Annotated in this window: 10 protein-coding genes; 6 read left to right on the top strand and 4 right to left on the bottom strand. The window is 57.7% G+C overall.

Translation table 11 applies throughout. From position 1 onward, the window contains the following. Positions 1-6: 6 nt before the first annotated feature. From tcuA to KHQ24_RS04225, 3 genes are read left to right on the top strand one after another with little or no spacing between them, the layout of a single operon-like run. Positions 7-1,410 carry an FAD-dependent tricarballylate dehydrogenase TcuA gene (gene tcuA, locus KHQ24_RS04235; RefSeq protein WP_114464999.1) on the top strand — a complete coding sequence of 468 codons (1,404 nt, stop codon included), beginning with the start codon at positions 7-9 and terminating at the stop codon, positions 1,408-1,410. Then, on the top strand, positions 1,397-2,536 hold the full coding sequence (gene tcuB, locus KHQ24_RS04230; protein WP_211777133.1) for a tricarballylate utilization 4Fe-4S protein TcuB: 1,140 nt from the start codon (positions 1,397-1,399) through the stop codon (positions 2,534-2,536). The genes tcuA and tcuB overlap by 14 nt, the downstream gene beginning before the upstream one ends. A gap of 55 nt (positions 2,537-2,591) precedes the next feature. Next, positions 2,592-3,887 carry an MFS transporter gene (locus KHQ24_RS04225; protein WP_004885943.1) on the top strand — a complete coding sequence of 432 codons (1,296 nt, stop codon included), beginning with the start codon at positions 2,592-2,594 and terminating at the stop codon, positions 3,885-3,887. Positions 3,888-3,938: 51 nt separating this feature from the next. On the opposite strand, the gene chiQ is transcribed toward KHQ24_RS04225, so the two are convergent. From chiQ to nagE, 4 genes are all read right to left on the bottom strand, one after another. Next, positions 3,939-4,271 (bottom strand): ChiQ/YbfN family lipoprotein, encoded by a 333-nt coding sequence (gene chiQ, locus KHQ24_RS04220; RefSeq protein ID WP_023319976.1) that lies wholly within the window; start codon positions 4,269-4,271, stop codon positions 3,939-3,941. Positions 4,272-4,318: 47 nt separating this feature from the next. After that, entirely contained in the window at positions 4,319-5,722 is a 1,404-nt protein-coding gene (gene chiP / locus KHQ24_RS04215; RefSeq protein ID WP_211777132.1) for a chitoporin ChiP, read from the bottom strand. Between the two features lie 437 nt (positions 5,723-6,159). Further along, positions 6,160-7,827 carry a glutamine--tRNA ligase gene (gene glnS, locus KHQ24_RS04205; RefSeq protein ID WP_004885933.1) on the bottom strand — a complete coding sequence of 556 codons (1,668 nt, stop codon included), beginning with the start codon at positions 7,825-7,827 and terminating at the stop codon, positions 6,160-6,162. A 178-nt stretch (positions 7,828-8,005) separates the two neighbouring features. Next, positions 8,006-9,961: a PTS N-acetyl glucosamine transporter subunit IIABC gene (nagE, locus tag KHQ24_RS04200; protein WP_211777131.1), complete on the bottom strand. Its 1,956-nt coding sequence runs from the start codon at positions 9,959-9,961 to the stop codon at positions 8,006-8,008. A 315-nt stretch (positions 9,962-10,276) separates the two neighbouring features. Here nagE and nagB point away from each other — a divergent pair, with 315 nt between their 5' ends. The 3 genes from nagB to nagC all read left to right on the top strand — a co-directional run bounded on the left by nagB (position 10,277) and on the right by nagC (position 13,568). Then, positions 10,277-11,077: a glucosamine-6-phosphate deaminase gene (nagB, locus tag KHQ24_RS04195; protein WP_002894749.1), complete on the top strand. Its 801-nt coding sequence runs from the start codon at positions 10,277-10,279 to the stop codon at positions 11,075-11,077. A gap of 113 nt (positions 11,078-11,190) precedes the next feature. Continuing rightward, positions 11,191-12,339 carry an N-acetylglucosamine-6-phosphate deacetylase gene (gene nagA / locus KHQ24_RS04190; RefSeq protein WP_004885928.1) on the top strand — a complete coding sequence of 383 codons (1,149 nt, stop codon included), beginning with the start codon at positions 11,191-11,193 and terminating at the stop codon, positions 12,337-12,339. A gap of 8 nt (positions 12,340-12,347) precedes the next feature. After that, positions 12,348-13,568, top strand: a complete 1,221-nt coding sequence (gene nagC, locus KHQ24_RS04185) for a DNA-binding transcriptional regulator NagC (protein WP_004885919.1) — start codon at positions 12,348-12,350, stop codon at positions 13,566-13,568. Positions 13,569-13,658 lie beyond the last annotated feature (90 nt).

Genomic DNA, 13,658 nt, shown 5'->3' with positions numbered 1-13,658 from the left:
CCGATAATGGTGGATGTACTGGTCATTGGCGGCGGCAATGCCGCGCTATGCGCCGCCTTAACCGCCCGGGAAGCCGGCGCCTCGGTGCTGCTGCTGGAGGCGGCGCCGCGGGAGTGGCGAGGCGGCAACTCGCAGCACACGCGTAACCTGCGCTGTATGCACGATGCGCCACAGGACGTGCTGGTCGACAGCTACCCGGAAGAGGAGTACTGGCAGGATCTGCTGCGCGTCACCGAAGGGAACACCAACGAAGCGCTGGCCCGGCTGGTGATCCGCACCTCATCCCAGTGCCGGGACTGGATGCGCCAGCACGGGGTTAACTTTCAGCCGCCGCTCTCCGGCGCCCTGCACGTGGCCCGCACCAACGCCTTTTTTATGGGCGGCGGCAAAGCGCTGGTCAATGCCTATTACCGCAGCGCAGAGCAGATGGGGGTGCAGATCCGCTACAACACGCCGGTGCAGGCCCTGGAGCTGCGCAACGGTGAATTTGTCGCCGCGCTGGCGGGCGAGGAACGGATTGTCGCGAAAAGCTGCGTTCTCGCCGCCGGCGGATTTGAATCCAACCGCGAGTGGCTGCGCGAGGCCTGGGGGCAAAATGACCGCGGCGAATGGCCCGCCGATAACTTTCTCATCCGCGGCACGCGCTTCAACCAGGGGGTGCTGCTCAAGTTTATGATCGACGCCGGGGCCGATATCATCGGCGATCCTTCTCAGTCCCACTGCGTCGCCATTGACGCCCGGGCGCCGCTCTATGACGGCGGGATCTGCACCCGCGTCGACTGCGTTTCGCTGGGGGTGGTGGTCAACCGCGATGCCGTGCGCTTTTATGATGAAGGGGAAGATTTCTGGCCTAAACGCTACGCCATCTGGGGCCGACTGGTCGCCCACCAGCCCGGCCAGATCGGCTACTCGATCATCGACAGCAAAGCCATCGGCCACTTTATGCCCCCGGTCTTTCCCGGCGCTCAGGCCAATACCATCGCGGAACTGGCCCGCCAGCTGGGGCTTGACGGCGAACGTTTAGCGCAAACCATCGCCGACTATAATGCCGCCTGCGCGCCGGGCCAGTTCGATCACACCCGCCTGGATAACTGCGCGACCTCTGGCCTCACGCCGGCGAAAACTCACTGGGCGCGCCCCATCGATACGCCGCCTTACTACGGCTACGCCCTGCGTCCGGGGATCACCTTCACCTACCTCGGGCTATACGTCGACGACACCGCCGCCGTCCATTTCGCCGGTCACCCCAGCCGTAATCTCTTCGTCGCCGGGGAAATGATGGCTGGCAACGTGCTGGGCAAGGGCTACACCGCCGGCGTTGGGATGTCGATCGGCACCACCTTCGGCCGTATCGCCGGCCAGCAAGCCGCCCGGGCGGCGCAGCAGGAGAAACACCATGAAGTCGCTTGAAAAGCTGATCATTGACGCGCAGATCATCACCGAACCGGAAGCGGAAGTCGAACGGGTGATGCAGGTGTGTAACGCCTGCCGCTACTGCGAAGGGTTTTGCGCCGTCTTCCCGGCGATGACCCAGCGCCTGGCCTTTGGCAAGGCGGATATCAACTATCTGGCTAACCTGTGCCATAACTGCGGCGCTTGCCTGCACGCCTGCCAGTACGCGCCACCGCACGAGTTTGCCATTAACGTGCCGAAGGCGATGGCCGAAGTCCGGCTCGAGACCTATCAACACTACGCCCAGCCCGCCGCCTTTGGCAGCCTGTACCGCCGGGCCGGCATGACCACCGTGCTGGCGCTGGTCGGCGGCCTGATTATCTTTCTGCTGCTGGCGATGGGGCTCAAAGGCTCGCTGCTTCATCCGCCGCTGGCAGGCGACTTCTACCAGATATTCCCCCATAACCTGCTGGCGTGGATGTTTGGCTCGGTCTTTGTGCTGGCGATTGGCTTACTGATGACCGGGGTGATCCGCTTCTGGCGCGAGATCTCCCCTGGCCAGCCGCAACCGATTGATATCGCAAAGGCATCCCATGATGCGCTGACGCTGAAATATCTCGACGGCGGGCACGGGAAAGGCTGCAACGAAGCCGATGACGCCTTCACCCTGCTGCGCCGCCGATTCCACCACTGCACCTTCTACGGTTTTATGCTCTGCTTCGCCGCCACCGTGGTGGCCACGGGCTATCACTATATCGCCGCCCGGGAAGCCCCCTACCCGTTCTTCAGCCTGCCGGTGCTGCTCGGCACCCTCGGCGGCATCGGCCTGCTGGTCGGCCCGGCGGGCCTGCTGTGGCTGAACCTGCGCCGCTCGCCGCTGCACGGCGACGCGCGGCAGAAGCCGATGGATCGCGGATTTATTCTGCTGCTGCTGCTGACCAGCTTCACTGGCCTGGCGCTGTTGGCGGGGCGGGATACCTCGTGGATGGGCATCCTGCTCGCCATCCACCTCGGGGTGGTGATGGCCCTGTTCTTAACCCTGCCGTATGGAAAATTTGCCCACGGATTTTATCGCTGTGCGGCGTTACTCAAGTGGGCGATTGAGAAACGCCGCGGAAAACAGGTGGGCGTCGCCGGCGACTGACCTACCCCCTCTGCACCCGATAACAACAAGATAAAGACAATGGAGAGCACCCCCTATGACCCAACAACCCACCCGCGCCGGCACCGTCGGCGCTATCCTCCGCGTGACCAGCGGTAATTTTCTCGAACAGTTCGACTTCTTCCTGTTTGGCTTTTATGCCACCTATATCGCCCGCACCTTCTTTCCGGCGGAGAGCGAGTTCGCGGCGCTGATGCTCACCTTTGCGGTATTTGGTTCGGGCTTCCTGATGCGACCCATCGGCGCGGTGGTGCTCGGCGCCTATATCGACAGAATCGGTCGCCGCAAAGGGCTGATGGTTACCCTGGCGATCATGGGCTGTGGGACGCTACTCATCGCCCTGGTCCCTGGCTATCAGACTATCGGTGTGCTGGCGCCGATCCTCGTGTTAGTGGGCCGTCTGCTGCAGGGGTTCTCGGCGGGCGTCGAGCTTGGCGGAGTGTCGGTCTATCTCTCTGAAATCGCCACACCGGGCAATAAAGGCTTCTATACCAGCTGGCAGTCCGCCAGCCAGCAGGTGGCTATCATCATGGCGGCGCTGATCGGCTATGCGCTGAACGCCACGCTGGAACATGAGGAGATCGCCGCCTGGGGCTGGCGCATCCCCTTCTTTATTGGCTGCCTGATCATTCCGCTGATTTTCGTGCTGCGCCGCTCACTGCAGGAAACCGAGGAATTCCTGCAGCGTAAACATCGCCCGGATACCAAAGAGATCCTGACCACCATCGCCAGGAACTGGCGCATTATTACCGCGGGGACCCTGCTGGTGGCGATGACCACCACCACGTTTTACTTTATTACCGTCTATACGCCAACCTACGGCAGAGCGGTGCTGCACCTCAGCGCCCGCGACAGTCTGCTGGTAACCATGCTGGTGGGCATCTCCAACTTCATCTGGTTACCGATTGGCGGAGCCATCTCTGACCGGATCGGTCGTCGCCCGGTGCTGATGGGAATTACCGTGCTGGCGCTGCTCACCACCTGGCCGGTGATGCACTGGCTTACCGCCGCGCCGGATTTCACCCGTATGACGCTGGTCCTGCTGTGGTTTTCGTTCTTCTTTGGCATGTATAACGGCGCGATGGTGGCGGCCCTCACCGAAGTGATGCCGGTTTATGTCCGCACCGTGGGCTTTTCGTTGGCCTTCAGCCTCGCCACCGCCATTTTCGGCGGCCTGACGCCGGCTATCTCCACTGCCCTGGTCGAGCTTACCGGCGATAAAAGCGCGCCGGGATGGTGGCTAATGTGCGCTGCGCTGTGCGGGTTCATTGCCACCGCGCTGCTGTTTGTGCGCCTGAGTCGCGGCTATCAGCCGGCGGAGAGTCAGCGCTAAAAAAGCAAACGGGCGGAGATATGCTCCGCCCGTTTGCCGCTGCCGTCTGGCTTAATGGGTCGAATTATTGCTGCGGATCTCCTTCCAGATCTGGTCGCAGCGCGCTTTTACCGCCTGATCGTTGCCGGTGCGGGTAGCCTGGATACACTGCTGATAATCCAGCACCCGGACGCTCTCCTGGTTAGCAAACTGCTGGTGCTGTTTATCCTCTTTCAGGACATTCAGTACGCTCTGGCAGGCTTCAATCTTGTCCGGATTGCCTTCCGCCGTATTAATACAGGCACTATAGGCATCTTTCAGTTTGGTGTCTTCTTTCGGAGCCGGGGACGTGGTGCAGGCCACCAGAGCCGATGCCATCATGGCAATAAGCAGCATTTTTTTCATTGTCGTTCTCCCAGAGGTGCGGCAGGCTCATGCCCGCCGCGCAGGCATTAGAAAATGGTGAACGGGGCGATAACCATGAACTTCACGTCGCGCTCATCCTGGAAGATGTTGCCGTAGCCGCCGCTCCAGCTCGGAATATCGGAATGGTTGTCGTACTGGGTAAAGTGCAGTTTAAACAGCGTGCCCTTCGCCCGGCCTTCCTGCACGGTATACATGGCATCGAGGCTATAGGCCGACTCTTTCAGGCGATAGTCAGGGTCATAGTACGCATCCGGAGAAGCCATTCTGCCAGGCTTCGCATCCCAGGCGTACACATAAGACGCGCCAAACGCCCAGCCCGGCATATCCCAGTTTTTCATGTCATACATCGCGCCGAAGAAGACCGCTTTTTCACCGTTGGCATTGAAGTCGGAACGGTTATCCCACCAGATATCGAGACGACCGTTGGAGGAGGCGTAGGTCGGGGTCATACGCTGCAGGAAGTAGCCCTGCTGGCCATCGGCCTTCACCCAGGTCCCTTCCAGACGCAGATCCAGCACATCCGCTAGTTTATAGCCAAAGGTTAACGCCTGCAGCCATGCGGTGCCGTCATAGATGTCGTTGACCCCGCCGTTGCTGACCTTATCGCGAGTGCCGTAGAACTGGTAGCTGGTGCTCAACGGCGCGCCGGCGACGTCAAATTTGTAGCTGGCTTTAGCAAAGTACTGATCGATATAGCCCTGAGCCTGACCAAATGCCGCCTCCAGCACCAGGTCGTTTTTGAAATCATATTTGGCGCCGATGGAGTGAAGATAATCAACTTTGGTCTTCTTATCGTTCTGGTAGAAATCATCCATTTCGATATGCCATGGCGCTTTATACTCGTTCGTCCACATGTAGGAGAAACTTAACGCGCCCGCGGTGCCATAGTCGAAGTTGGCCCCGGCTTCCGCCCCCTGATAGGTCCCCGGCATGAAGCTCCAGTGCGGCGCCAGCAGGGTCTGACCGGTTGGCTGGATGTAGCCCGCGCGCGCCCACGCCGGACCGTATTTGAATTTCGCGGCGGCTTTATACAGGCTGATGCCGCTCTTATCGCCGGAGTAGTCTTCGTCATAGGCTTTGTTGCGCGACGAGAAGGCGATTTCGTTCGGGTGGCCGCTGTCGCCGTTCTCCGCCATTTCAATCGCGGTAAACGCCGCAATATCAAGGCCAAACATATCGGCGGCATAGCCGGACTGGAAGTCCAGGTTGGCGTTCCAGGTGGAGTGGGAAAGGTTGGTTTTGTATTTGTCGCCGTCGGTCACATCTTTACGGTCACGCTCACGCTGCCAGTAATAGATACCGCCGGTTAAAGTAGAATCATCGATAAAGCCTGCTGCGCTGGCCTGCGGAATCACAACCCAGCCCGACATCGCGGTGACGGCGGCAATAGCCAGCGCCAGCGTACTACGTTTGCCACTAAACGTACGCATGTGCATATCCTCTTTGACGTTTTAAAAGGCGAAGACCAGAGGTCATTCGCTAAAAAATAAATAAAACTGCAAAATGTGGGGCGGCGAAAAAGGCCGCGAAACCACTGTAGATAGACTATTTTTCGTGACGCGAATTATCAATGTTTTTCGTGAGGCAAAGCTTAAGATTATGACAAAGCGCACATAATTTATGTCGTTTTGTTACAGTCTTATCTCTGATGATTTTGTCATGGAAGTCATTGCTAAATCAGGGAAAAATGCGAAGACTGAAAGCGATTACATTGGTTTTTTATATGAGACAGGAAACATCAGAAGCGTTATTTATTTCCGGAGCGAAACAGAATTAATTCGCTTCGCGAAAATAAAAAGAGTAATTGGCTGATTCTGAAACAAAAAAAAGCGCCGCAGAGTGCGGCGCTTTGACGGTAGGGAAAATGTTATTCGCCCGCTTTCGCCCAGGTATCGCGCAGACCGACGGTGCGGTTAAACACCAAACTGGTTGCGGTTGCATAGCGGCTGTCGAGGCAGAAGTAACCTTCACGCTCAAACTGGTAAGCTTTACCGGCTTCCGCCTGCGCCAGGCTCGGCTCCGCGTAACCCTGTTTGATCACCAGCGATTCCGGATTGATCACCGCGAGGAAATCCTCCGCTGCGCCCGGGTTTGGTACGCTGAACAGGCGATCGTAGAGACGGATCTCTACCGGCAGCGCATGCGCCGCGCTCACCCAGTGGATCACGCCTTTGACCTTGCGGCCGTCAGCCGGATCTTTGCTCAGGGTGTCGGCATCGTAGGTGCAGAAGATAGTAGTGATATTGCCTTCGGCATCTTTCTCCACGCGTTCCGCTTTGATGACGTAGGCGTTGCGCAGACGTACTTCTTTGCCCAGCACCAGACGCTTGTACTGCTTGTTGGCTTCTTCACGGAAGTCCGCGCGGTCGATCCAGATTTCCGCGCTGAACGGCACTTCGCGGCTGCCCATCTCCGGCTTGTTCGGATGGTTCGGCATCGCCACCATTTCGCTTTCGCCCTGCGGATAGTTCTCGATAACCAGTTTCACCGGATCGATCACCGCCATCGCGCGCGGCGCGTTTTCGTTGAGATCTTCGCGAATGCAGGACTCCAGCGACGCCATCTCAATGGTGTTGTCCTGCTTGGTCACGCCAATACGCTTGCAGAATTCGCGGATGGATTCGGCGGTGTAGCCGCGACGACGCAGACCGGAGATGGTCGGCATCCGCGGATCGTCCCAGCCCTCCACGTGCTTCTCAGTCACCAGCTGGTTCAGCTTACGCTTGGACATCACGGTGTATTCGAGATTCAGGCGCGAGAATTCGTACTGGCGCGGGTGCACCGGGATGCTGATGTTGTCCAGCACCCAGTCGTACAGACGACGGTTGTCCTGGAACTCCAGGGTACACAGCGAGTGGGTAATGCCTTCCAGCGCATCGCTGATGCAGTGGGTGAAGTCGTACATCGGGTAGATGCACCACTTGTTGCCGGTCTGATGATGCTCAGCGAACTTAATGCGGTACAGCACCGGATCGCGCATCACGATGAACGGCGACGCCATATCGATCTTCGCGCGCAGGCAGGCCTTGCCCTCTTCGAAGCCGCCGCTGCGCATTTTTTCGAACAGCGCCAGGTTTTCTTCCACGCTGCGGTCGCGATACGGGCTGTTTTTACCCGGCGCTTTCAGGGTGCCGCGGTATTCGCGGATCTCATCAGGAGAGAGTTCATCAACGTAGGCCAGGCCTTTGTTGATCAGCTCAACCGCATACTGATGCAGCTGATCAAAGTAATCAGACGAGTAGCAAACGTCCCCGGACCAGTGGAAACCTAACCACTGCACGTCGTTTTTAATCGACTCCACGTATTCGATATCTTCTTTCACCGGGTTGGTGTCATCGAAACGCAGGTTGCATTGGCCCTGATAATCCTGGGCGATGCCGAAGTTCAGGCAGATGGATTTCGCATGGCCAATGTGCAGATAACCGTTCGGCTCCGGCGGGAAGCGGGTGTGAACGGTGGTGTGCTTACCGGTAGCCAGATCTTCATCAATGATCTGACGGATAAAGTTAGTCGGGCGGGCTTCTGCCTCACTCATCACGGGTTCCTCAAAGCGTAAACAACGTATAACGGCACATGATCTTACAAGCAGGGCGTAGTGACAACTATTAGTTACGTAAAATAGGTATCAGAAGAGGATTATGGGGCCGATTGCTGGAAAAAAAAGCGGCGAAGGTTTCCCTTCGCCGCTGAGGCATAAACTCGACTCAGGAGCCTTACTTGCCTTTAATCTCATACAGCGGCGTCTGGCCGGCTACGACCTTACCGCTCGCCAGTATCACCAGCGCGCTGTAGTCATCGCTATTGCTGCAGACTACCGGGCTAATCATCGAGCGCGCGTTGGCGTTGAGGAAGTCCAGATCCATTTCCAGAATCGGCTCGCCCGCCTTCACGTCCGTGCCCTCTTCAACCAGACGTTTGAAGCCCTTGCCTTCCAGCGCCACGGTGTCGATACCCATGTGGACGACGATTTCCGCACCGTTGTTGGTTTCGAGGCAAAACGCGTGGTTAGTGTTGAAAATTTTCACCACAGTACCCGCCGTTGGCGCGACAACGATGTTGCTGGTCGGTTTCACCGCGATACCGTCGCCGACGGCTTTGCTGGCGAAGGCTTCGTCCGGCACCTGTTCGAGGGCCACCACGTCACCGGTAATCGGCGAAACCAGCGACTCAACGGTCTTCGCGTTCGCTACCGCCTGCGGTTTAGCCGCTGGCGCTGCGGTGGCGACGTTGCCAGCCGGTGCGGTTGCCGCTGCCGCTACCGGGCCGCGGGTAACCACTTTTTTCATCTCATCGCCGATAGACTCTGCCTTCGCGCCGACGATAACCTGGATGGTTTGCTTATTCAGTTTCACCACCCCGGATGCGCCGAGACGTTTACAGGCGGCGTCGTTCACTTTCGCCGAATCGCCCACGGTCAGACGCAGACGGGTGATACAGGCGTCAATCGCTTTCAGGTTGTCCGTTCCGCCCACCGCGGCGATATAGCTGGTCGCCAGCTGGGTCAGGCCTTCTTCAGTGTTGCTGTTAGCTTCTTCCGTTACCACGTCAGCGGCTTTGTCTTCACGACCCGGTGTTTTCAGGTTGAACATGCGGATCACCGCGCTGAACAGCAGGAAGTAGACGAAGAAGAAGACCACGCCCATCACCAGCAGCATCCAGACGTTTTTGCTGGCGGCCGGCAGGCTGTACATCAGCACGTAGTCAATGGCGCCGGCGGAGAAGGAGAAGCCCGCATGAATGCCCAGCGCCGTTGCGATGAACAGACTGATACCGGTCAGTACCGCGTGCAGGAGGTACAGCAGCGGAGCCAGGAACATGAACAGGAATTCCAGCGGCTCGGTTACCCCGGTCAGGAACGCGGTGATGGCAACAGACAGCAGCATACCGCCCACCATTGGACGACGCGCTTTCGGAGCGGCCAGATACATCGCCAGCGCCGCGCCCGGCAGACCAAACATCATGATTGGGAAGAAGCCGGACATGAACATCCCCGCGGTGCCGTCGCCGGCGTAGAAGCGGTTGATGTCGCCGTGGAACACGGCGCCTGCGGCGTTAGTAAACTCACCAATCTGGAACCAGGCGATGGTGTTCAGCACCTGATGCAGGCCGGTCGGGATCAGCAGACGGTTGATAAAACCGAAGATACCGGAACCCAATGCCCCTGCGGAAACGATCCACTCGCCGCCCGCATGGATAGCGTGCTGCACCGGCGGCCAGACGTAGCCGAAGATCGCCGCGAGAATCAGACAGAAGAAGCCGGTGGCGATCGGCACGAAGCGTTTGCCGCCGAAGAAGCTCAGGAAGTCCGGCAGCTTGATGCCGGCCCAGCGGTTGTACACCGCCCCTGCTACCAGACCGGTAATGATACCGGCCAGTACGCCCATGTTAATTTCCGGATTGATGGTGACCATCGCTTTGGTCATCACGAAATAACCTACTGCCCCGGCCAGCGCCGCAGAACCGGCGTTATCCTTGGACCAGCTTGACGCCACACCGATAGCAAAGATCAGCGCCAGGTTGTCGAAGATAGCCCCACCCGCTTGCGCGATGAAGGGTACATTCAACAGGTCTGGTTGCCCGAAACGCAGCAGCAATGCTGCGACCGGCAGCACTGCGATAGGGAGCTGTAACGCCCTACCCAGCCGCTGAAAGAAACCTAAAATATTCATCTTATTCCCCCTATGAGACCCCGATGAGGCTCATTTTCAAAGCCACTTTTTTATTGTGTAACAAGGTCGGTTTTATCACTTACCGGCAAAGTGTGTGAAAAATTAATTCGTATCGCAAATTAAACGGGCATTTTTTGTGATAATTATCACCAAATATCGTATTCCCCCCTCCCTTACACTGGCTAACATCGAAAACTTATTTTATCATTCAAAAAATCAACACGGATTGACCCCGGTCGGCGCAGTTGCTGCAATACTCTCCTCAGAGTGCTGGCGCCAATCCGCCAGAATCTACTTTAACTATAGAGGTGAAGAATGAGACTGATCCCCCTGGTAACCGCTGAGCAGGTCGGTAAATGGGCTGCCCGCCATATCGTTAACCGCATTAATGCATTTAAACCAACCGCGGACCGTCCGTTCGTCCTGGGACTGCCGACCGGCGGCACCCCACTCACCGCCTACAAGGCGCTGGTTGAAATGCATAAAGCAGGCCAGGTTAGCTTCAAACACGTCGTCACCTTCAACATGGATGAATACGTTGGCCTGCCGAAAGAGCATCCGGAAAGCTATCATAGCTTCATGCACCGTAATTTCTTTGACCACGTTGATATTCCGGCAGAAAATATCAACTTGCTGAATGGTAACGCGCCGGACATCGATGCGGAATGCCGTCGCTATGAAGAAAAAATTCGTTCCTACGGTAAAATCCACCTGTTCATGGGCGGCGTGGGCAACGATGGTCACATCGCGTTTAACGAACCGGCCTCCTCTTTGGCGTCTCGTACCCGTATTAAGACCCTGACCCATGAAACCCGCGTGGCGAACTCCCGCTTCTTCGACGGCGACGTGGATCTGGTGCCGAAATATGCGCTAACCGTCGGCGTGGGCACCCTGCTGGACGCAGAAGAGGTAATGATTCTGGTGCTGGGCCATCAGAAAGCGCTGGCGCTGCAGGCGGCGGTAGAAGGTAACGTCAACCACATGTGGACCATTACCTGTCTGCAGCTGCATCCGAAGGCGGTGATCGTCTGTGACGAACCGTCTACCATGGAGCTGAAAGTGAAGACACTGAAATATTTCAACGAATTAGAAGCTGAAAATATTAAAGGTCTGTAATGTAGTCGTGTCCCGCGATTTGCGCGGGACCATCTTTTTCTTTGTATGCATCATCATGCCGGCGGCAAACGAACGTACCCGGGCCTGATGAGGCGTATATACCGGGGGTCGTAATGTATGCATTAACCCAGGGCCGGGTTTATACCGGTCATGAAATTCTTGATGACCATGCGGTTGTTATCGCTAATGGCCTTATCGAACGTCTTTGTCCGCTGGCAGATTTGCCGTCTGACATCGAGCAGCGCTCAGTCAACGGCGCCATCCTCGCCCCCGGTTTTATCGACGTCCAGCTCAACGGCTGCGGCGGCGTACAGTTTAACGACAGCCCTGACGCGGTCACTGTCGACACGCTGGAGATCATGCAGAAGGCCAACGAACGCTCAGGCTGCACCAGCTTCCTGCCGACGCTGATTACCTCCAGCGACGATCTGATGAAGCAAGGCGTGCGCGTGATGCGCGAATACCTGCAAAAGCACCCGAACCAGGCGCTGGGTCTGCATCTTGAAGGACCGTGGCTGAATATCGTCAAGAAAGGCACCCACAACCCGGACTATGTGCGTAAACCGGACGCGGCGCTGGTCGATTTCCTGTGCGACAACGCCGATGTGATCACCAAAGTGACCCTCGCCCCTGAGCGCGTTGAGCCGGAAGTGATCCGCAAACTGGTCGCCGCCGGGATCGTCGTCTCCGCGGGCCACTCCAACGCCACGCTGAAAGAGGCGAAAGTGGGCTTCCGCGCAGGCATTACCTTCGCCACCCACCTGTATAATGCAATGCCGTACATTACTGGCCGCGAACCGGGTCTGGCCGGGGCGATTTTTGACGAGCCGGATGTCTACTGCGGTATTATTGTCGACGGGATGCACGTCGATTACGCCAACGTGCGCAACGCCAAGCGCCTGAAAGGCGACAAACTGTGCCTGGTCACCGACGCCACCGCGCCGGCGGGGGCGAATATTGACCAGTTCATTTTTGCCGGGAAAACAATATACTACCGCAACGGGCTGTGCGTAGATGAAAACGGCACCCTCAGCGGATCTTCCCTGACCATGATTGAAGGGGTACGTAATCTGGTTGAGCATTGCGGTGTGGCGCTGGACGAAGTATTGCGCATGGCGACGCTCTATCCCGCGCGCGCCATTGGTGTGGACAAGCAGCTCGGCAGTATTGCGCCGGGTATGGTCGCTAACCTGACCGCCTTTACACGCGATTATAAAATCACCAAGACCATCGTTAATGGTAACGAGGTCGTCACTGAGTAAGTAAAAGTATGACAGCAGGCGGACAAGCTCAAATTGGTAACGTTGACCTCGTAAAACAACTGAACAGCGCGGCCGTGTACCGCCTGATTGACCAGCATGGGCCTATCTCGCGCATTCAGATCGCGGAACAAAGCCAGCTTGCCCCTGCCAGCGTGACCAAAATCACGCGTCAGCTTATTGAGCGCGGCCTGATCAAAGAAGTCGATCAGCAGGCCTCCACCGGGGGGCGCCGCGCCATCTCCATCATTGCGGAGACGCGCAACTTCAACGCCATTGGCGTGCGCCTTGGCCGCTATGACGCCACTCTCACCCTCTATGATTTAAGCAGCAAGACCCTGGAAGAGGAGCATTTCCCGCTGCCCGAGCGCACCCAGGAAACGCTGGAACACGCCCTGCTGAATATCATCGCCACTTTTATTGAAAACTGTCAGCGCAAAATTCGCGAGCTGATCGCCATCTCGGTGATCCTGCCGGGGCTGGTGGATCCGGAAAGCGGGGTGATCCGCTATATGCCGCACATTGCGGTGGAAAACTGGGGCCTGGTCGGGGCGCTGGAAAAACGCTTCAACGTTACCTGCTTTGTCGGACACGATATCCGCAGCCTGGCGCTGGCCGAGCACTATTTTGGCGCAAGCCAGGATTGCGAAGACTCCATTCTGGTGCGCGTGCACCGCGGCACCGGGGCAGGGATCATCTCCAACGGACGCATTTTTATCGGCCGTAACGGCAACGTCGGCGAAATCGGCCATATTCAGGTCGACCCGCTGGGCGAGCGCTGCCACTGCGGCAACTTTGGCTGTCTGGAGACCGTCGCAGCTAATGCCGCCATCGAACATCGCGTTCGCCACCTGCTGGAGCAGGGCTATCAGAGCCGTCTGACCCTCGATGACTGCACGATCAAAACCATCTGCAAAGCGGCCAACAAAGGCGATGCCCTGGCCTGCGAAGTGGTCGAGTACGTAGGGCGTCACCTCGGAAAAACGATCGCCATCGCCATCAACCTGTTCAATCCACAAAAAATCGTCATCGCCGGCGAAATTGTGGAAGCCGAGAAAGTGCTGCTCCCGGCCATTGAGGGCTGCATTAACGCCCAGGCGCTGAAGGCGTTTCGTAAGAACCTGCCGGTGGTGCGCTCCACCCTCGATCATCGCTCAGCGATTGGCGCCTTCGCGCTGGTCAAACGCGCCATGCTCAATGGCACGCTGCTGCAGCGCTTGCTTGAGAGCTAACCGCCCCCCTTTATTGATAAGCGCGTCGCTCTGTCGTTGGCGGGCATCGCCCGTCAGAGGTGTGAAACCTCATCAATGACGCGTATAGTT

The organism is Klebsiella sp. 54, from assembly GCF_018223875.1.
GTDB classification, from domain to species: Bacteria; Pseudomonadota; Gammaproteobacteria; order Enterobacterales; family Enterobacteriaceae; genus Klebsiella; species Klebsiella quasipneumoniae.
Note: the sequence above shows the minus strand (reverse complement) of the source record. Positions and strands in the feature narration are given on the sequence as shown.